The organism is Streptomyces sp. LBL (assembly GCF_029893585.1).
Lineage (GTDB): Bacteria > Actinomycetota > Actinomycetes > Streptomycetales > Streptomycetaceae > Streptomyces.
The window spans coordinates 90,151-110,536 of the sequence record NZ_JARXYX010000009.1 but is presented as its reverse complement, the minus strand read 5'-3'; the positions used below and the strand labels follow the sequence as shown (position 1 = coordinate 110,536).

The window sequence follows — 20,386 nt, the reverse complement described above, 5'->3', positions numbered from 1 at the left end:
CGCCCGGTGCTCACCAGCCCGTGAGCGGTGGAGTCGTCTCGGAGGGCGGCTCCACCCAGGGCTCCACCATCAGCGCCCACACGATGAACGCCACGACCGCCGCGCACAGCAGCAGCCACATCACACGACGGGCGGCCCTCCTGCGGCGCAGCATCCGGCCGCCACGCCGCACGACGTCCGCGTACAGGTCCGGGGGCACGGCCGACGTCGGCCCCTCGAGGATCCGCCGTACCGCGGCCTCACGTCGTGGCTGGTTCATCGGGACCTCATGACGGCACCATCTTCGCGCCGATCGTGGTGGTGGCCGGGCCCCGCGGCGGATGGAGGAGGTTCGTGATCGAGCGGTCGCAGATCGCGCGGACGCGTTCCCGGGAGAGACCGAGCAGGGCCGCCGCCTGTTCCTCGGCGACCCCCTCGTAGAGACGAAGGACCAGGATCAGGCGTTCCTGCGGGCTGAGCCGGGCCAGCGGGCCGGGGCGGCGCGGGCGGGACCGGCCGAGGGCGCCGGGGGCGCCGTACTGGTGCCATGCCCCGCGAGCGAAGCGGGTGGCGAGGTGCTGGCGGGCCCGGTCGTACGGGTCCTCGCCGCGCAACCGGTCCCAGCACGCGTAGGTGTGGGCGAGGGCCAGCGTCAACAGGTGTCGCGCGCGCGGATTGTCGCGCGGGTCCTCCGCGGTCAGGAGCGTGGCGGCGTGCAGCAGCCGCCCGGCCGCGCCCGCGACGAACGCGTCGAACTCCCGGGACCGGCGGGCGTCCTGGCCCGCATGCCGTTCTCGCACCGCGCCTCCCGCCTGAGGGAGATCCTGAGGGGACCGGCCCTCGGCCGCGTACCACGACACCGTGTACGGAGATCACGTACGGAATACGGAACGGCGACAGGAACGGCGTACGACTGAGGACCTGGTCTCATCTGAGGCCAGGTATGGCCTGTCGGTCAAGAGCCGCGCACCGCCCAGCACGGCAGGCAGCGGGAAGCCGCCCCGGGCCCTGGCGCTCGGCTCGGACGCGCACGCGCGCGTGAGGGCCGCTCAGGAGGCCGGCGGAGGCTCCGCTCCCGGTACGCCCTGCGCCGCCATCCGGGCGGAGAGCGCGGTGTTGAAGCGGGTGAGGAGCGTGCAGAACGACTCGCGTTCCCCCGGCGCCCAGTCGTGTGTCAGCTCGGCCATCAACTGACGCCTCGACGAGCGCACTTCCTCAAGACGCGACTGCCCGCGCGGGGACAGCTGGAGCACCACCGCCCGGCCGTCCTCGGGGTGCGAGGTCCGCTTGACGAGCCCGGTGTCGACGAGTGGAGCCACCTGCCGGGTGACCGTGGACGAGTCGATGCCCATGCTCGCGGCAAGCGCCTTGACGCCCATGGGGCCTTCCTTGTGGAGCCGGTTGAGCAGCAGGTACGCGGCCCGGTCCATGGAGTTGCGCACCTGCCCCACCCCGCCGAGCCGGGTCTGTTCGGCACGGCGGGCGAACACCGCCACCTCGTGCTGCAGCGTGTCGAGGAGACCGGTGTCACCGACGGTCGTCATGTCCATCGACATTTCGGGTGTTGTGGGCATGGCCGGGGGCTCACTTCATGAAGGGGGCGCTGGTTTGGGGGACAGGGTACGCGGCCGGGAGGCGGGCCGTACCGGGGCTGGACAAACCAGTCCCGGAGGTTGGTCACAGCGTCGGTCGCTGCGAACTGCGAGACTTGAGTCATGAACTACCGCGACGCCCACTCCGTGCCGCCGGTCACGCTCGATGATGTGCGCGGAGCCCAGAAGATGCTCTCGGGCGTGGCGCGGGTGACCGCGATGGAGGGCAGCCGGCATCTGACCCAGTTGGTGGGAGCGCCGGTCCACTTCAAGTGCGAGAACCTCCAGCGGACGGGTTCGTTCAAGCTACGCGGCGCCTACGTCCGGATCGCCGGACTGCTGCCCGAGGAGCGGGCCGCCGGCGTCGTCGCGGCCAGCGCGGGCAACCACGCGCAGGGCGTGGCCCTTGCGTCCTCGCTGCTCGGCGTGCGTTCCACGGTGTTCATGCCGCACGGCGCCCCGCTGCCGAAGATCAGTGCCACGAAGGAGTACGGCGCCGAGGTGCGCCTGCACGGCCAGGTGGTCGACGAGACGCTGGCCGCCGCTCAGGAGTACGCGGCCGAGACGGGCGCGGTGTTCATCCACCCCTTCGACCACCCCGACGTCATCGCCGGCCAGGGCACGGTCGGCCTGGAGATCCTGGAGCAGTGCCCGGAGGTACGCACGATCGTCGTGGGTATCGGCGGGGGAGGGCTCGCGGCGGGTGTCGCGACCGCGGTGAAGGCGCTCAGGCCGGACGTGCGGATCGTGGGCGTACAGGCGGCGGGCGCGGCCGCGTACCCGCCCTCGCTGGCAGCCGGGCGCCCGGTGTCGATCGAGAACCCGGCGACGATGGCCGACGGCATCAAGGTCGGGCGGCCCGGCGACGTACCCTTCGGCATCATCGGCGATCTGGTCGACGAGGTGCGCACGGTGACGGAGGACGAGCTGTCCGCCGCGCTGCTGCTGTGTCTGGAGCGGGCCAAGCTGGTCGTCGAACCGGCCGGGGCGAGCCCCGTCGCGGCGCTGCTGAGCGACCCCGGCTCCCTCGAGGGACCGGTCGTGGCGTTGCTGTCCGGCGGGAACGTCGACCCGCTGCTGCTCCAGCGCATCCTGCGGCACGGCATGGCCGCGCAGGGCCGCTATCTGGCCGTACGCCTCCGGCTGACGGACCGGCCGGGCGCCCTCGCGACACTTCTCAAGGTGTTGTCAGTGGTGGACGCTAACGTCCTCGATGTGAGTCACGTACGGACCGACCCACGGCTCGGGCTCACGGAGGCGGAGGTCGAACTGCACCTGGAGACGAAGGGGCCGGTGCACTGCGCTGACGTCGGCAGGGCGTTGCGCGACGCGGGCTACACAGTCATCGCCTGAGGCGCTCACACCGTATAACCCCAGGTCAAAATCCTCTCGTCACTCGATCGGGTAAATCCATTGAGAGACGCGATGCATCGCGTTATGGTGTGTGTCGTAAAGTCGTCGATCGCTCGCCAGTCCGGACGAACCGCTCAGACGGACCCATTCACATCCAGCGCATCTAGGCTTTCCCAAGAATCCCCGAAGACGTGGAGACTCATATGCCAGGCGCCATCTATGCCGAAGGCCTGGTCAAGACCTTCGGCCACGTAAGGGCTCTGGACGGCGTCGACCTCGATGTCCCCGAAGGTACGGTCCTCGGCCTGCTCGGACCGAACGGTGCGGGCAAGACGACCGCCGTCCGCTGCCTGACGACCCTGCTGCGCCCCGACAGCGGCAAGGCCGTCGTCGCCGGTCTGGACGTGCTCGAGCAGCCGGACGCGGTGCGGCGCTCGATCGGCCTGTCCGGCCAGTTCGCCGCGGTCGACGAGTACCTGACCGGCCGCGAGAACCTCCAGATGGTCGGCCAGCTCTACCAGATGAAGGCCAGGGCGGCGAAGGTCCGGGCCGGTGAGTTGCTCGACCAGTTCCACCTCGCCGACGCGGCCGACCGGCCCGCGAAGACCTACTCCGGCGGCATGCGACGCCGCCTCGACCTGGCCGCGGCGCTCGTCGTGTCCCCGCCCGTGATGTTCATGGACGAACCGACCACCGGTCTCGACCCCCGCAACCGACAGCAGCTGTGGGAGGTCATCAAGCAGCTGGTCTCCGGCGGTACGACGCTGCTGCTGACCACCCAGTACCTGGAGGAGGCCGACCACCTCGCCCACGACATCGCCGTGGTCGACCACGGCAAAGTCATCGCCCGCGGCACCTCCGACCAGCTCAAGGCCCGCACCGGCGGTGAGCGCGTCGAGGTCGTGGTCCATGAGCGAGAGCACATCGCGACCGCCGCCGAGGTGCTTGCGGGCTTCGGCAAGGGCGAGACGTCCATCGAGGACCACACACGCAAGCTCACCGTGCCTGTCTCCGGCGGCGCGAAGCTCCTCGCCGAGGTCATCCGCGAACTCGACGTCCGCGGCATCGAGATAGACGACATCGGGCTGCGCCGCCCGACCCTGGATGATGTCTTCCTCTCCCTGACGGGCCATGTGGCCGAGGTCGGGGACGAGGGGAACGAGGCGGCGGCGGACGCCAAGGACCGCAGGCCCAAGAAGGACCAGAAGGGCCAGAGGAATCAGAAGGCCGAGCAGGCCGAGAAGAAGGAGGCCGCCCAGTGAGTGCCGTCACCGACGCCGTGCGGATCGGGGCGCCCGCCAACCCCGTCACCCAGTCCATCCGGGACTCGCTGGTCGTGGCCAAGCGGAACCTGATTCGCATGTCCCGAATTCCTGAAATGGTTATTTTCGGGCTGATTCAGCCCATTATGTTCGTGGTGCTGTTCAGCTACGTCTTCGGTGGCTCCATGAACATCGGCGGCACCACGGACCCGCAGGTCTACCGTGAGTTCCTGATGGCAGGCATCTTCGCCCAGACCGTCACCTTCGCCACCGCCGGGGCGGGCGCGGGCATCGCCGACGACATGCACAAGGGGCTCATCGACCGCTTCCGCTCGCTGCCCATGGCGCGCGGCGCGGTGCTCACCGGGCGCACGCTCGCCGATCTGGTGCAGACCGCGCTCACCCTGTTCGTGCTGGCCATGGTCGCCCTGCTGGTCGGCTGGCGCACCCACACCAACATCGGCGAGGTGCTCGGCGCCTTCGGACTGCTGCTTCTGGCGGGCTACGCGTTCACCTGGATCGGCGCGGTCATCGGGCTGTCCGTACGGACGCCGGAGGCGGCGACCTCGGGCGGACTGATCTGGCTCTTCCCGGTCACGTTCGTCTCGAACGCGTTCGTGGACTCCAGCCGGATGACGCCCTGGCTGCAGCACGTCGCCGACTGGAATCCGTTCAGCGCGACCGTCCAGGCCTGCCGCGTGCTCTTCGGCAACCCCGGGGTCTCGACCTCGGACGCCTGGCCCATGGTGCACCCGGTGTGGGCCTCGCTGATCTACTCGGTCCTGATCATCGTCATATTCAGGACGCTGGCGGTCCGCAAGTACCGCTCCGCCACGGCATGAGCAAGCCCCGCCATGAGGAAGCCCCCGCTATGACGAAGCCTCCGGCGTCACGAAGCCCCCGGCGTCACGGGGAGGACGCTGCTGATGCGTCTCACGGGAACGCCGGGGGCCCGTCAAGGTCAGGCCGGCCGGAATCGGCCGTCGATGGCGACCGAGTGGTCAGCCGCTGTACGGCTCGGACTTGAGGATCGTCACCGAGGCCTTCCTGCCGTTCGGCAGCTCGTACTCCGCGCCCTCGCCGACCTTGTGGCCGATCACGCCGGAGCCCAGAGGGGACTGGGGCGAGTAGGTCTCGATGTCGGAGCTCGCGTACTCGCGCGAGGCGAGCAGGAAGGTCAGCGTGTCGTTCTCGTCGCCGTCGAAGGCGATGGTCACGACCATGCCCGGGGCCACGGTGCCGTCCGTCGAGGCCGGCGCCTCGCCGACCTTGGCGTTCTCCAGGAGCTGGGTCAGCTGGCGCACACGGAGTTCCTGCTTGCCCTGCTCCTCCTTGGCCGCGTGGTACCCGCCGTTCTCGCGCAGGTCCCCCTCCTCGCGCGCGGCGGCGATCTTGGCGGCGATCTCCGTGCGCGCAGGACCAGACAGGTACTCCAGCTCGGCCTTGAGCTGGTTGTACGCCTCCTGGGTCAGCCAGGTGACGTTGTCGCTGGTCTGGGTCACAGGTGCTCCTCGTAGGTACTGGGAATACAAAGCATCGCCCTACCCAGAAGAATGTTCCTTCCTGGATGGGCGAAACCACGAGCCTAACAATTCAGAAGCGGAAGGGGGAGGACATAAGCGACCAGAAACGCGTCTGCGCAGGTCATCGCCCATGTATTCGCGGGCGAGCTGGGCGCGGTCGTCCCCCGGGGCGGGTCAGTCGGCGTGACAGCCCAGGAGCTCGGCCGTGGTGCCGGGTGACGTCGTGCGGAGTGTGACGACCTTGTCGATGCGGGTGGCGTCCCCGGTGAAACGGAAGTCGGCCCGGCCCACCTCGGCGCCGCTCTCCGCCTGGGAGCGTACGGTGCAGTAGCCGCTGACACCGGAGTCCTTGCGGACCTCCAGATGTACCTGGACCGCGTCCTTGCCCTGCTCGAACGTGATCACTTCGGCGCTGATCTTGTTCTGGCCGACGTAGTGGTAGGCGAAGTAGCCCATGAGGGCGAGCAGCAGGGCAGTGAAGACGGACCCCGCGATCTTGAGCTTGTGATCGGCGCGCTCGTCCGAGGAGCGGCCGTAACGGCCCTCGGGCGGTCGCGTGCTCACCGTACTCATGATCGTCCTCTCGGCAGAAGCGGGACCAATCTCCCGGAAGCGGCCTTCGGAGCCGGACCCCGGAACAATTCGCCGCCCGATTCGGTCACTATAGAAGCCTCCCGCTCGCCCCTCGGCCGCCGCCCCTCAACGACGTCCCTGAGGGACGGCACCTATTGAATTGCACCCGTTCACATCGGGCGCCGACTACAAGGATTGAGTCTTGACTGACCAGTTGCGACTGATGGCCGTGCACGCCCACCCCGACGACGAGTCGAGCAAGGGCGCGGCCACCATGGCGAAGTACGTGTCCGAGGGGGTGGACGTGCTCGTCGTGACCTGCACGGGCGGGGAGCGCGGCTCCATCCTCAATCCGAAGCTGCAGGGTGACCCGTACATCGAGGAGCACATCCACGAAGTACGCAAGAAGGAGATGGACGAGGCCCGCGAGATCCTGGGCGTCAAGCAGGAGTGGCTCGGTTTCGTCGACTCCGGCCTGCCCGAGGGCGACCCGCTGCCGCCGCTGCCGGATGGCTGCTTCGCCCTGGAGGACATCGACAAGGCGTCCGGTGAGCTGGTGAGAAAGATCCGTTCGTTCCGCCCGCAGGTGATCACCACCTACGACGAGAACGGCGGCTACCCGCACCCCGACCACATCATGACCCACAAGATCTCCATGGTGGCGTTCGAGGGTGCGGCGGACACCGAGAAGTATCCGGAGGAGGAGTTCGGCCCGGCGTACCAGCCGCAGAAGCTCTACTACAACCAGGGCTTCAACCGCCCCCGCACCGAGGCGCTGCACCAGGCGATGCTCGACCGAGGCCTGGAGTCGCCGTACGGGGAGTGGCTCAAGCGCTGGGACGAGTTCGGCCTCCACGAGCGCACGCTGACCACGTACGTCCCGTGCGGCGACTTCTTCGAGATCCGTGACAAGGCGCTGATCGCGCACGCCACGCAGATCGACCCCGACGGCGGTTGGTTCCGCGTGCCGATGGAGCTCCAGAGGAAGGTCTGGCCGACGGAGGAGTACGAGCTCGCGAAGTCCCTCGTCGATACCTCCCTCCCCGAGGACGACCTCTTTGCGGGCATCCGCGACAATGCCTGACATGAGCGCAAGCGCAAGCCTGGCAATGACGCACCTCGCGACCCTCGCCAAGGAGGTCGACGACGACAAGGTGACCCCCGGTGTCCTCGGCTTCATCGTCTTCGCGGTGATGGCCCTGGCGGTGTGGGCTCTGATGAAGTCCATGAGCCGGCACATGAACAAGGTCGACTTCACCGAGTCCTCGGACGGGAAGGCAGGCTCTGGGGGCACGGGCACTGCGGCCGAGCCGAAGGCGAAGCAGGGCTGAGACCGCCGGGACGCCGCACCGGGAAGCGGGCGGCCGGGCCGACGCCCACCGCACCCGACGCGGGTCGGCGCGGGTCGGCGCGGGTCGGCGCGGGTCGGGTGCGGGTCGGCGCGCCCACCGCGGCCGTCCCGCCCACCGCGGCCGTCCCGCCCACCGCGGCCGTCCCGCTCACCGTGCCACCGCCGTCACGGGGGTCGTCCGGCGGTGGCCGCCGTGGGTGCGGTGGCCGCGGTGGCACGGGCTCCGCGGCCGGTCTACGCCCGCGAACCGACCGCCACCCCCATGATTTCCCGGGCATGCCTCCCCGGCACCATCCCCAGCCGCCACGCCTGCCAGCCCGCTTCGAGGTCCACGCCCCGCTCCAGAAGGAGCTGGTAGGCCTCGATGTGGTCGGCCAGTTTCTTGTCGCGGGCCGGGTGGCCGACTCGGGACAGTTGGGTCAGTTCCTCCTGGGCGACCGCCGTGCCGACCTCGGTGCCTCCCGGCGAGGCATACGGCAGCAGTGTGCAGCGGAGGAGACGCGCCCAGTCCTCGCCCCGTCGGTCGCCGTACGACGTGAACAGCCCCACCGCCTCGTCGCACAGCGCAAGGGCCTGCTGCGTACGGGCGTTCCCCGCCTCCACGACCACCAGCTCCAGGCAGGTCCATGCCTCGCCGTGCGCGACGCCGATGCGCTGGAAGTCGGCTCGGGCGTCCACCAGGAGCTGGCGGGCGAATCCGGAGTTCCGCAACGAGCCCGTCTGTGCCGCTCGCTGGTCCCGGGTCACCCGGGCCGAGTGATGGCGGGCACAGGCGAGGCCGTACACGTCGCGCATACGGGAGAACATCGTGCGGGAACGTTCCAGTTCGCGGACCGCCTGGTCGAGGTCGCCCGCCTCCTCCAGGGCCTGGCCCAGGTAGTAGACCGTCCAGGCCTCGCCGCGGGCGTCCTCGTTGTCGCGGTGGCGGGAGGCCGCCTGGCGCAGGGCGTCCAGCGCCGCGGGCGCGTCGCCGTCGACCAGGCGGGCCCGGGCCAGCTGGGTCAGGGCCCAGGCCTCGCCCCGGGCGTCGCGGGTGCGGCCGTACAGGTCGAGGGCCGCGCGCAGTTCACGTTCCGCGAGCGGGACGTCACCCATGCGCAGGCCCAGCTGGCCGAGCTGGAAGTGGGCCCACGCCTCGCCGTGCACCGACTCGCCGGCCCGGTGCAGGACCAGGGACTCGGTGAGCAGGTCCAGCGCCTCCGACAGACGCGCCCGGTCGCGTTCCACCGCCGCCAGCGCGTGCATCGTCCAGGCCCGGTCGGTGGCCAGCTCCGGGGCGGACTGGAGATCGAGGGCCTCGCGGAGACGGGCCGCGGCCTCGGACAGGTTGCCCTGATGGTGGAGGGTGATGCCGAGGGAGCACAGGGCCCGGGCGGCGCCCGCGTCGTGATGGGCCTCCATATAGAGGTCCACCACCGACGCCAGGGTGGTGCGCGCCTTGTCCAGCTCGCCGAGCTGCCGTGCCGCGATGCCTGTACGCCACTGCACCGAGCGGACCAGCAAACCCTGGTCGACGGCCTGCGCCAGCTCGCTGATCTCGCCCAGGCGGTAGAGGTCGCCGCGCAGCAGGCAGTAGTCGCACAGGGCGCCCAGCAGATTCAGTACGGCGGCCTGGTTCACGCCCTCCGCGTGCCGCAGCGTCGACGTGATGAAGCTCGACTCGTCGTCCAGCCAGCGCAACGCCTCGTCCAGGGAGAGGAAGCCGTGCGGGCTGAAGCGGTCCGAGCGGGTCGACATGTTGCCGTCGACCAGGCGCAGCACGGAGTCCGCGAGGTCGGCGTAGTTCACGATCAGCCGTTCCTGCGCCGCCGTACGTTCGGCCGGTTCCTCCTCGTCGAGGAGGCGGGCCTGGGCGAAGGTCCGCACGACGTCGTGCAGGCGGTAGCGGTTGCCGCGGACGTGGTCGATCAGGCCCGCCCGGGCCAGCGCCTCCAGGTGGCGCTTGGCCTCCGCCTCGTCCGTGGCCAGCAGCGAGGCCGCCGCGGCGGCGCCGAGCGAGGCACGGCCGGCCAGGGCGAGGCGGCGCAGCAGCCGGCGGGCCGTGTCGGACTGGTCGGTGTAGCGCAGCCACAGGACCCGCTCGGTGGGTTCGACCGGGCCGTACGCGCCCAGGTCCGCGGCCAGTTGACGGGGTGAGCGCGGGCCCAGGCAGGACCCGGCGATCCGCAGCGCCAGCGGCAGACCACCGCACAGTTCTCTGATCCGGTCGCTGGACTCGGCGTCGTAGGGGCCGGTGCTGTCCTGCGCGGCCGCGCCGAGCAGTTCCTCCGCACCGGGCGCGTCCAGGGCCTCGACGGGGAGGTGCCGCACCTCCGCGGGCAGGTCGGCGGGCAGGGCGAGGGGCTCGCGGGCGGTGACCAGGACCAGGCTGTCGGAGCGCTCGGGGACCAGTGCGCGGACCTGCTCGGGGTCCGAGGCGTCGTCCAGGACGATGGTGACCGGCAGGCCGGCCAGATGCTGGTGGTACAGCTCGCTCAGCCGCTTGACGTGCTGGTCCGCGGAGGAGCGCTCGCGGAACAGCAACTGTTCGCGGGGTGCACCGAGCCGGTTGAGGAGGTGCAGCAGCGCGTCCCGGGTGGGCAGCGGCTGCTCCTGAGGGGTGTCGCCGCGCAGATCGACCACGCAGGCGCCGCGGAAGTAGTCCTTGAGGTCGTGGGCGGCGCGCACCGCGAGTGTCGTACGGCCGCTGCCGGGCGGCCCGTGCAGCACGACCACCGTGGGCCGGGTCTCCGTGCTCGCCCGGGACGCCTGCACCCACTGCCGGATCCGCGCCATCTCCTGCCGACGGCCGGCGAACGTGCCGCCCGGTTCCGGGAGTTGGCCGAACGACTGCTGCAGCACGCTGCGTCCGCGGGCCGCCGCGCTCTTGTCCGCACCCATGAGACGCGGGCCCGTCTTCTTCGGCCCGGTGGACGCGCTCAGCACCCGCTGCTGATCGAGGAACGGGCGGATGCCCCGTACCTCCAGTGCCGTCAGCCACTGCAGCCGCAGCTGTTCGGGGCCGCCGGGCTGGCTGATCGCGCCCGCGCGGTGGTGCGCGGCCGGCAGATGGGAGCCGGCCACCTTCACGACGGTCGCCGTCGCACCCACCACTCCGACGGCCACCCCGGCGCCCAGCGCGGTGCCCGCGCCGGTGCCGAGCGCCAGGTCGGCGACGGCGGCCGCGACCGCGGCGACGCCCGCGACCAGCAGCGGAGTACCGGAGCCCTCCTGGGCGTAGCGCTGACCGAAGGTGAGCTGACCGGCCTTCGCCTCGTCCAGTGCGCGGGTGTAGGCCTCGTACTCCCCGGCGGCGGTCTGCGCCATCGCGTCCAGCGCGCCACGCGCCCGCGACAGCAGCACGCCGCCCTCGGTGCGCCCGCCCGAGCGCCGTACCTCCTCCTCCACGGCCCGCGCCAACAGCCGTTCGGCCTCCGCGCGATGACTGTCCCGCATGTCTCGTCCCCCTCCGGCCGCAACTCCTTTGACTTGCAGTGTCCTTCGGTGGATGCGGGAGCGCGAGAGGGCGGCGATCAACGAATTCGCGTCGGTTGACCTGAGACCACTCGGATCCGCGGCGGGTGGCTTGGGGCCACTCGGATCCGCGGCGGTTGACCTGAGACCACTCGGATCCGCGGCGGGTGGCTTGGGACCACTCGGATCCGACTCGGGTGACCTGAGACCACCCGATCGTTCTTATCCGTGTGGCGTCGCGGCCAGGTCCGTCCCCTGGTCCGGCGGGACGCTCGGGCAGGATGGGTACATGCCGAACCGACTGGCCCATGAGACCTCCCCCTACCTCCTCCAGCACGCCGACAACCCGGTCGACTGGTGGCCCTGGTCGGAAGCGGCCTTCGCGGAGGCCCGGGAGCGGGGGGTTCCCGTACACCTGAGCGTCGGCTACTCCAGCTGCCACTGGTGCCATGTCCTGGCGCGGGAAAGTTTCGAGGACGAAGCGGTCGCCGCCTACATGAACGCCCACTTCGTCAACATCAAGGTGGACCGCGAGGAGCGCCCCGACGTCGACGCCGTCTACATGGAGGCGGTGCAGGCGGCCACCGGCCAGGGCGGCTGGCCCATGACCGTGTTCCTCACGCCGGACGCCGAGCCCTTCTACTTCGGCACCTACTTCCCGCCCGTCCCCCGCCAGGGCATGCCCTCCTTCCGACAGGTGCTGGAAGGTGTCCAGCAGGCCTGGGCCGACCGGCGGGATGAGGTCGCCGAGGTCGCCGGGAAGATCGTCCGGGATCTGGCCGGGCGGGAGATCTCGTACGGCGACAGCCGGGCACCCGGCGAGGAGGAGCTCGCGCAGGCGCTGCTCGGGCTGACCCGGGAGTACGACCCGCAGCGCGGCGGTTTCGGCGGGGCGCCCAAGTTCCCGCCGTCCATGGTGATCGAGTTCCTGCTGCGGCACCACGCCCGCACCGGCGCCGAGGGCGCCCTCCAGATGGCCCGGGACACCTGCGAGCGCATGGCCCGCGGCGGGATCTACGACCAGCTCGGCGGCGGCTTCGCCCGCTACTCCGTCGATCGCGACTGGGTCGTGCCGCATTTCGAGAAGATGCTCTACGACAACGCCCTGCTGTGCCGGGCGTACGCCCACCTGTGGCGGGCCACCGCCCGCGACGGAGTCGCTGACGAACACAGCGAGCTCGCCCGGCGGGTCGCGCTGGAGACCGCCGACTTCATGGTGCGGGAACTGCGCACCGCGGAAGGCGGGTTCGCCTCCGCGCTCGACGCCGACAGTGACGACGGGCACGGCAGGCATGTCGAAGGCGCGTACTACGCCTGGACGCCCGGGCAGCTCACCGAGGTGCTCGGCGAGGACGACGCCGAGTTCGCCGCCCAGTACTTCCACGTCACCGCGGAGGGCACCTTCGAGGAGGGGGCCTCCGTGCTCCAACTCCCGGAGCAGGAGGGCGTGTTCGACGCCGAGCGGATCGAGTCCGTCAAGCGGCGGTTGCTCGCGTCCCGGTCCGAGCGGCCCGCCCCCGGCCGGGACGACAAGGTCGTCGCCGCCTGGAACGGCCTCGCGATCGCCGCGCTCGCCGAGACCGGCGCCTACTTCGACCGCCCCGACCTGGTGGAGGCCGCGGTGGGCGCCGCCGACCTCCTGGTCCGGCTGCACCTGGACGACTACGCCCGGCTCTCCCGCACCAGCAAGGACGGCCAGGTCGGCGCCAACGCGGGTGTGCTGGAGGACTACGCCGATGTGGCGGAGGGCTTCCTCACGCTCGCGTCGGTGACCGGCGAAGGGGTCTGGCTGGATTTCGCCGGGTTCCTTCTCGACCACGTCCTGGCCCGGTTCGCCGACGACTCCGGGAGTCTCTACGACACCGCCTCCGACGCCGAGCGGCTGATCCGCCGTCCGCAGGACCCCACCGACAACGCCACGCCCTCCGGCTGGAACGCCGCCGCCGCGGCCCTGCTGAGCTACGCGGCCCACACCGGGTCCGAGCCGCACCGCACCGCCGCCGAGAAGGCGCTCGGTGTCGTCAAGGCCCTCGGCCCGCGCGTCCCCCGCTTCGTCGGCTGGGGGCTCGCCGCCGCCGAGTCCCTGCTGGACGGGCCGCGCGAGGTGGCGGTCGTCGGACCGGCGCTGAACGACCCGGGCACCAGGGCCCTGCACCGTACGGCACTGCTCGGCGCCGCGCCCGGTGCGGTGGTCGCCGTCGGGACGCCGGGCAGTGACGAGTTTCCGCTGCTCGCCGACCGGCCGCTGAGCGACGGTGAACCGACCGCGTATGTCTGCCGTAACTTCACTTGTGACGCCCCGACGACCGATGCGGACCGGTTGCGCACGCAACTGGGCGGCTGAGGGAAGTCAACAAGAGTTGATGGCCGCCAACAAGAGTTGACGGCCGTCAATGAGTGTTGATGGCCGCCAACGGGAGCTGAGGCCGGCCGAGGACAGCGCGCCGAGCGCCGGGGATCCGGAACGGGGGGCTTCGTTCAGGGTGCCCAAATGCGCCATGCGTTCGGGTAACTCCCGCTACCTACCTCGCCGTTACGAAACTAACATTTTATCAGAACAACTCCCGCGCTTCACAGTTCCCCCTTAACCTCTGCACAGTGACGCGATGGACGACAGTCCGTCGCGACGGGGGTTTTGGGGATCTGGGGGGATCTGTTGCTCACGTCTGTCTTCCTCGCTGCCGTTTCGCTTGCCTTGTTCTGGATGGCGGCCTTCACCTTGTGGTGGCAGATGCACGCGTGGCGTACGCCCGAAGTGCTCGCCTCCACCCGCTTCCACAGACCGGACGGCGGGGAGAGCCTCTCGTTCTCGCTGCTGCTTCCGGCCCGGCACGAACAGGCCGTGCTCGACCACACCATCCAGCGGCTGCTGGAGTCGAGCCACACCGACTTCGAGATCATCGTGATCGTCGGGCACGACGACCCGGAGACCACGGCGGTCGCCTGCGACGCCGCGGAGCGTGATCCACGCGTCCGGGTCGTCGTCGACACCCATGAGAAGAAGAACAAGCCGAAGGCCATGAACACGGCATTGCCGCACTGCCGCGGCGATGTCGTCGGGGTCTTCGACGCCGAGGACCAGGTCCATCCGGAGCTCCTCGCGCACGTCGACCACGCCTTCCGCACCACCGGCGCGGACGTCGTCCAGGGCGGGGTGCAGCTGATCAACTTCCACTCCAGCTGGTACAGCCTGCGCAACTGCCTGGAGTACTTCTTCTGGTTCCGCTCGCGGCTGCACCTGCACGCGCAGAAAGGGTTCATCCCGCTCGGCGGCAACACCGTCTTCGTCCGTACGGGCGTGCTGCGGGAAGCCGAGGGCTGGGACCCCGACTGCCTCGCCGAGGACTGCGACCTGGGCGTGCGGCTGTCCAGCGTCGGCAAGAAGGTGGTCGTCGCCTACGACTCCGACATGGTGACCAAGGAGGAGACGCCCGGTTCGCTGATGTCGCTGCTGAAGCAGCGCACCCGCTGGAACCAGGGCTTCCTCCAGGTGTACCGGAAGAAGGACTGGAAACAGCTCCCGGGCTTCGGGCAGCGACTGCTGGCCCGCTACACGCTGATGACGCCGTTCATGCAGGCCTTCACCGGCGTCATCATCCCCCTCAACGTGGCCGTCGCGCTCTTCCTCGACGTGCCCGTGAGTATCGCCTTCATCACCTTCCTGCCGCTGGTCACCGCCATGGTGACCTTCGTCTTCGAGCTCGTCGGACTGCACGACTTCGGCAAGCAGTACGGGCTCCGGGTGCGCTTCGTCCACTATCTCAAGCTCGTCGTGGGCGGCCCGTTCTACCAGGTGCTCCTCGCCGGGGCCGCCATCCGCGCCGTATGGCGTGAGCAGCGCGGCCGCAACGACTGGGAGCTGACCTCGCATGTCGGCGCGCATCTCACCCCGTCCGAAGTGACCCGAGAGGACGTTCCCGCGTGACTTCCACCCTTCCCGCGGTGACCACGTCCACGGTCCCCGCGCAGCGGCAGCCTGCGCCCGAGTCCGGCCCGGCCGGCCGCACGGCCCCGCCGAGCCGCCTGCGGTCCTCCCGCTCCGACCTCCTGCTGTGCGGCGCGCTCCTCGTGGCGATCCTGGTCGTACAGGGCTGGAACATCGCCGACTACCCGACCCTCAGCGACGACGAGGGCACCTACCTCTCCCAGGCCTGGGCGGTCCAGGAGGGCAAGGGCCTCGCCCACTACACCTACTGGTACGACCACCCGCCGCTCGGCTGGATCCAGCTCGCCCTGCTGACCTGGATACCGTCGCTGATCAGCCCCGAGTCGATGACGGTCGGCTCGATGCGCGTGATGATGCTGCTCGTCAGCGGCATCAGCGCGATCCTGGTCTACGTCCTGGGGCGCCGGCTGTCCCTGCCCCGCTGGGCCGCCGGGCTCGGCATGCTCCTCTTCGGGCTCTCGCCGCTGTCCGTGGTCCTCCAGCGGGAGATCTTCCTCGACAACCTCGCGGTGATGTGGACGCTGCTCGCGTTCACCCTCGCCGCCTCGCCGAGCCGTCACCTCTGGCACCACTTCGGGGCGGGCGTCGCGGCCGCCACGGCCGTGCTCACCAAGGAGACGATGCTCGTCGTCCTGCCCGCGCTCCTGGTGACGATGTGGCGGCACAGCCATCGCGACACCCGGAAGTTCGCGGTCACCGGCGCCATCACGGCCTGCGTGCTGATCGGTTGCGCGTACCCGCTCTTCGCCCTCCTCAAGGGTGAGCTGATCCCCGGCGGTGGCCACGTCTCGCTCTGGGACGGCGTCAAGTACCAGATGACCAGGCCCGGTTCGGGCTTCATCCTCGACCAGGGCTCCGGCTCCCACGGCGTCCTGCAGTCGTGGCTGTACTACGACCGTGTCCTGCCGTTGGGCGGCCTCGCCGGCGCGCTGCTGCTGCTGGTCACCTGGCGCTGGTCGGTCACCGCCCGCGCGCTGGCCGGACCGGCCCTGACGGTGGCGATCCTCGCCGCGCTGGCCCTGCGGCCCAACGGCTACCTGCCCGCGATGTACGTCATCCAGGCGCTGCCCTTCCTCGCCCTGGTCCTCGCCGGGGGCACCGCGTCCGTCGTCCACGGCGTGGTGCGCCGCTGGCGGGCCGAGGGGGAGAAACGGTTGCTCACGGGCGGGCGGTACGTTCTCGCGACCGTCCTCGCGATCGCCGCCGGCGCCTATGTCGTACCGAAGTGGTACGACGGCGCCCACACGGCCGTCACCGTCGACGCCAACGCCCCCTACCGGGCCGCCTCGAAGTGGCTGAGCAGCGAGGTGGCGGACCCGAAGGACAAGCGGGTGCTCGTCGACGACGCGATGTGGCTGGACCTGGTGCACGCCGGGTACGAGCCCGGACTCGGCGTCATCTGGTTCTACAAGGCCGACCTCGACCCCGCGGTGACGAAGACGATGCCGCGCGGCTGGCAGGACATCGACTACCTGGTCGCCTCGCCGACGGTGCGGCGCGACGCGGTCGACCTGCCCAACGTCAAGGCGGCCATCCAGCATTCGACACCGGTCGCCACCTTCGGCACCGGTGAGGACCGGGTCGAGATCCGGCAGATCCAGACCACCGGCACCGCCGTGGGAGGCGTCCGATGAGCCAGGAATCCACGAGCCAGGAATCCATCGTCCCCGGAGAACTCGACGATCCGGCCGTACGCGCGGTGGAGGTTCCGGAGCCCGGGGCCGTCACCGTCGTCGTCCCGACCTTCAACGAGTCCGCCAACATCCGCGAACTGCTGCACCTGATCACCGAGTCGGTGCCGTCCCGGCTGCCCTGCGAGGTGGTCTTCGTGGACGACTCCACCGACGACACCCCGCAGGTCATCCACGAGGCGGCCAGGGACTGCCCCTTCCCGGTCACCGTCCTGCACCGGGACGAGCCGGTCGGCGGGCTCGGCGGTGCGGTCGTCGAGGGCATGAAGGCGGCCTCCTCCGAGTGGATCGTCGTCATGGACGGCGACTGCCAGCACCCGCCGTCCCTGGTACCCGAGCTGGTCGCCACCGGCGAGCGGGCGAACGCCTCGCTGGTCGTCGCCTCCCGCTACATCAAGGGCGGCAGCCGCGCCGGTCTCGCCGGCAGCTACCGGGTGGCCGTCTCGCGCGGCGCGACCTGGCTGACCAAGTCCCTCTTCCCGCGCAAGCTGCGCGGGATCAGTGACCCGATGAGCGGCTTCTTCGCGATCCGGCGCAGCGCGGTCACCGCGGACGTGCTCCAGCCGCTCGGCTACAAGATCCTGCTCGAACTCGCCGTACGCAGCCGTCCGCGCGGGGTCACCGAGGTGCCGTTCGTCTTCCAGGACCGGTTCGCGGGCGAGTCCAAGTCCAGCGCCCAGGAGGGCCTGCGCTTCCTGCGCCACCTGGTCGGCCTGCGGACCGCCTCCCCGGCCGCCCGCATGGTCGGCTTCGGGCTGATCGGCGCGAGCGGGTTCGTGCCGAACCTGGTCGGCCTGTGGGCGCTGACCCTGGTCGGCCTGCACTACGTGCCGGCGGAGATCCTCGCCAACCAGTTCGGGGTGGCCTGGAACTTCGTCCTCATCGAGCATCTGCTCTTCCGTGACCGGCGACGGCACCGGCGGTGGTGGGACCGCGCGGGGAGGTTCGCGCTGCTCGCCAACGCGGACCTTGTGCTGCGCATCCCGCTGATCGCGGTGTTCGTCGACCGGTTCGGGATGGGTGTGCTGTCCGCGACCGCGCTCGCTCTCGTGACGACCTTCGTCCTGCGTTTCGCGGGAACCGAAGCGCTGGTCTATCTGCCGCGCAGGGGCCGCGGGGGCCGTGGCGACGGCCCCGACGACGGCCCCGTCGACGGCCCCGACGACGGCCGTGACGCAAGGAGATCCGTGTGAACAACCGGGGTGTCACCAAGCACCGGAGAAGAACCGCGCTCATGGGGGTCGGCGCGCTCACCGCCGGCCTGCTGCTCGCCGCACCGCAACCCGCCTCCGCCGCCAACCTGGTGAAGAACCCCGGCTTCGAGACCGCCGGCACCGGGGACATGCCGTACTGCTGGGAGAAGTCGGGCTGGGGCGACAACGACGGCACCTTCTCGACGGTGAGCGACGCCCACAGCGGCTCCAAGGCCATGAAGGTGTCGCTCACCCGACGGGTCGACGGTGACCGCAAGGCGCTGATCACCGAGTCCACCGACTGCGCGCCGGTCGTGACCGTGGGCAAGCAGTACGACCTCGGGCTCTGGTACAAGTCGACCACCCCGGACGCGTCGCTCACGCTCTTCCGGCACGACGCGACCGCGGGCTGGCAGTACTGGACCGACCTGAAGACGCCGGCGATGTCCGCCACGTGGTCCCAGGCGACGGTCCGCACCCCCGAGGTCCCGGTCGGCACCGACCGCATCACCTGGGGCGTCTCCGTGTACGGCACGGGCTCGGCGACCACCGACGACTACACGATGGAGCAGGTCACCGACCCGGTCCCGCCCGCCGCCTGCACGGGCACGGCCGAGGAGTGCGCCAACGGCAGGTGGACGGTGCTGCCGACGCAGAACCCGGTCCGTTCCATGCACTCCGTCGTCCTCAACAACGGCAAGGTGCTGCTGATCGCGGGCTCCGGCAACAGCGAGGAGCAGTTCGACGCGGGCACGTTCACCTCGGCCGTGTACGACCCGGTCAAGGGCACGTACAAGGTCATCCCCACGCCGAAGGACATGTTCTGCTCCGGCCACGTCCAGCTCCAGGACGGGCGGGTGCTGGTGATGAGCGGCAACAAGGCGTACCCGGTGGCGGGCGGGCACGGCTACGAGGGCTACAAGGACTCGTACGTCTTCGATCCGAAGACCGAGACGTACAGCAAGACGAACGACATGAACGACGGCCACTGGTATCCGTCGGCGACCGCGCTCGGCAACGGTGACGTCATCTCCTTCGGCGGTCTGCGCGAGGACTCCACCGGTTCGGTGGCGGCCGAGCGGTGGTCGGACGCCGAGCAGCAGTGGCTGCCGCTGTGGAAGGTCAACCAGACCTGGTCGTACTGGGGTCTGTACCCGTCGATGATCCTGATGCAGGACGGGCGCCTCTTCTACTCGGGCAGCCATGTCTTCGGCAACAACATCCCGGGCACCGGGTCGGCGGTCTACGACTACGACGCCAACACCGTCACCCAGATCCCGGGCCTGCAGAACAAGGATGAGCGCGACCAGTCGGCGAGCGTGCTGCTGCCTCCGGCGCAGGACCAGAAGGTCCTCACCCTCGGCGGCGGCAACATCGACTCCAACCCGGACGGCAACCGGCTGACGGACATCATCGACCTCAAGGCCGCGAACCCGTCGTACGTCGCCGGTCCGCCGCTGCCGCAGGGCACGGTCGATCTCGGCAACGGTCCGGTGGCCGAGACCGGCAACCAGGGCAAGATGTACGTCTCCGCCGTACTGCTGCCGGACGGCAAGGTGCTGGAGACCGGCGGCGCGCTGCACAACCGGGCCAATCCGGTGTTCGAGTCGTCGCTCTACGATCCGGCGACCCACACCTTCGACCCGGTGGCCGCGGACCCCGAGGCGCGGGGCTACCACTCGTCCTCGTTCCTGCTGCCCGACGGCCGGGTGATGTCGACCGGCGACAACCCGGGCAACGGCACCTGGAACCACAACGTGTCGATCTACACACCGCCCTATCTGCTCAAGGGCCCGCGTCCGACGATCACGTCGGTGATCGACACCGAGTGGAACTACGGCGACACCCAGCGGATCACGGTCGACCGGCCCATCGCCAAGGCGGAGCTGATCCGCCCGGCCGCCGTCACCCACTCCTCGGACCCGAACCAGCGGTTCGTCGACCTGCCGCTGTCGGTGTCCGGCGACAACGTCGACCTGAACGTCACGAGCAACCCGAACCTGGCGCCACCCGGCTGGTACATGCTCTTCGGGGTCGACGCCAACGGGGTGCCGTCGGTGGCCAAGTGGGTGCACCTCCAGGGCCCGGCCGCGCTCAGCGCCAGCGACGCCTCGGCGCACGTCCACTCCTTCGCCGACTCGCTCCAGGGCACCGTCAAGGAGCCCGGCAAGAAGAGGACCTCGCAGAAGGTCAGCCCGACCGTCTCCGGCTGCGACCGGCACTACGGCTCGATCAACGTCTGCGTGCCGACCGCGTTCCCGGCGGAGGTCCAGAAGACGACGGCAGCCCGCTGCACCTGGCTGAAGGCGAACGACTACGGCCGCCTGAAGATCAACGGCAGGGACGACCCGCTGAGGCTCGACCCCGACCAGGACGGGATCGCCTGCGGGAAGGGTGATGTGAAGAAGCAGAGTTAGCGGGTCGCCCGCGAATCTGTCAGGGCGCGCTCCACGACGGCCTCCAGCCGTCC

16 protein-coding genes are annotated in these 20,386 nt (G+C 70.2%); 10 read left to right on the top strand and 6 right to left on the bottom strand.

Annotated elements, in window-relative coordinates; genetic code table 11:
• Positions 1-10: 10 nt before the first annotated feature.
• The 3 genes from M2271_RS13270 to M2271_RS13260 form a co-directional block, all read right to left on the bottom strand.
• Complete coding sequence (locus M2271_RS13270) at positions 11-259, bottom strand: hypothetical protein (protein ID WP_280887369.1); 249 nt, start codon at positions 257-259, stop codon at positions 11-13.
• 7 nt (positions 260-266) lie between these two features.
• Positions 267-779, bottom strand: a complete 513-nt coding sequence (locus M2271_RS13265; RefSeq protein WP_280887368.1) for a sigma factor-like helix-turn-helix DNA-binding protein — start codon at positions 777-779, stop codon at positions 267-269.
• 249 nt (positions 780-1,028) lie between these two features.
• Positions 1,029-1,535, bottom strand: coding sequence for a MarR family transcriptional regulator (locus M2271_RS13260; RefSeq protein WP_280887495.1), 507 nt, complete (start codon positions 1,533-1,535; stop codon positions 1,029-1,031).
• Between the two features lie 159 nt (positions 1,536-1,694).
• Here M2271_RS13260 and ilvA point away from each other — a divergent pair, with 159 nt between their 5' ends.
• From ilvA to M2271_RS13245, 3 genes are all read left to right on the top strand, one after another.
• Positions 1,695-2,924: a threonine ammonia-lyase gene (ilvA, locus tag M2271_RS13255; protein WP_280887367.1), complete on the top strand. Its 1,230-nt coding sequence runs from the start codon at positions 1,695-1,697 to the stop codon at positions 2,922-2,924.
• A 203-nt stretch (positions 2,925-3,127) separates the two neighbouring features.
• Positions 3,128-4,186, top strand: coding sequence for an ATP-binding cassette domain-containing protein (locus M2271_RS13250; protein ID WP_280887366.1), 1,059 nt, complete (start codon positions 3,128-3,130; stop codon positions 4,184-4,186).
• Positions 4,183-5,028, top strand: coding sequence for an ABC transporter permease (locus M2271_RS13245; RefSeq protein ID WP_280887365.1), 846 nt, complete (start codon positions 4,183-4,185; stop codon positions 5,026-5,028). Before M2271_RS13250 ends, M2271_RS13245 begins: the two co-directional genes overlap by 4 nt.
• A gap of 159 nt (positions 5,029-5,187) precedes the next feature.
• Here M2271_RS13245 and greA read toward each other — a convergent pair whose 3' ends face one another.
• The gene (greA, locus tag M2271_RS13240; RefSeq protein ID WP_280887364.1) at positions 5,188-5,688 is read right to left on the bottom strand and encodes a transcription elongation factor GreA; all 501 of its coding nucleotides are present in this window, start codon (positions 5,686-5,688) and stop codon (positions 5,188-5,190) included.
• 195 nt (positions 5,689-5,883) lie between these two features.
• The gene (locus tag M2271_RS13235) at positions 5,884-6,282 is read right to left on the bottom strand and encodes a DUF4307 domain-containing protein (protein ID WP_280887363.1); all 399 of its coding nucleotides are present in this window, start codon (positions 6,280-6,282) and stop codon (positions 5,884-5,886) included.
• A gap of 202 nt (positions 6,283-6,484) precedes the next feature.
• Here M2271_RS13235 and mca point away from each other — a divergent pair, with 202 nt between their 5' ends.
• Positions 6,485-7,366: a mycothiol conjugate amidase Mca gene (gene mca / locus M2271_RS13230; protein ID WP_280887362.1), complete on the top strand. Its 882-nt coding sequence runs from the start codon at positions 6,485-6,487 to the stop codon at positions 7,364-7,366.
• On the top strand, positions 7,359-7,613 hold the full coding sequence (locus tag M2271_RS13225) for a hypothetical protein (protein ID WP_280887361.1): 255 nt from the start codon (positions 7,359-7,361) through the stop codon (positions 7,611-7,613). The genes mca and M2271_RS13225 overlap by 8 nt, the downstream gene beginning before the upstream one ends.
• Positions 7,614-7,867: 254 nt before the next feature.
• Here M2271_RS13225 and M2271_RS13220 read toward each other — a convergent pair whose 3' ends face one another.
• Positions 7,868-11,068, bottom strand: coding sequence for a tetratricopeptide repeat protein (locus M2271_RS13220; protein WP_280887360.1), 3,201 nt, complete (start codon positions 11,066-11,068; stop codon positions 7,868-7,870).
• A 307-nt stretch (positions 11,069-11,375) separates the two neighbouring features.
• Here M2271_RS13220 and M2271_RS13215 point away from each other — a divergent pair, with 307 nt between their 5' ends.
• From M2271_RS13215 to M2271_RS13195, 5 genes are all read left to right on the top strand, one after another.
• Positions 11,376-13,430, top strand: a complete 2,055-nt coding sequence (locus M2271_RS13215) for a thioredoxin domain-containing protein (RefSeq protein WP_280887359.1) — start codon at positions 11,376-11,378, stop codon at positions 13,428-13,430.
• Between the two features lie 312 nt (positions 13,431-13,742).
• A complete protein-coding gene (locus M2271_RS13210; RefSeq protein ID WP_280887358.1) occupies positions 13,743-15,011 on the top strand; it encodes a glycosyltransferase in 1,269 nt (422 codons plus the stop codon).
• The gene (locus M2271_RS13205; protein WP_280887357.1) at positions 15,008-16,666 is read left to right on the top strand and encodes a glycosyltransferase family 39 protein; all 1,659 of its coding nucleotides are present in this window, start codon (positions 15,008-15,010) and stop codon (positions 16,664-16,666) included. The genes M2271_RS13210 and M2271_RS13205 overlap by 4 nt, the downstream gene beginning before the upstream one ends.
• Positions 16,663-17,916 carry a glycosyltransferase family 2 protein gene (locus M2271_RS13200; protein WP_280887356.1) on the top strand — a complete coding sequence of 418 codons (1,254 nt, stop codon included), beginning with the start codon at positions 16,663-16,665 and terminating at the stop codon, positions 17,914-17,916. The genes M2271_RS13205 and M2271_RS13200 overlap by 4 nt, the downstream gene beginning before the upstream one ends.
• Before the next feature lie 41 nt (positions 17,917-17,957).
• Positions 17,958-20,333 (top strand): galactose oxidase early set domain-containing protein, encoded by a 2,376-nt coding sequence (locus M2271_RS13195; RefSeq protein WP_280887494.1) that lies wholly within the window; start codon positions 17,958-17,960, stop codon positions 20,331-20,333.
• Positions 20,334-20,386: the final 53 nt, after the last annotated feature.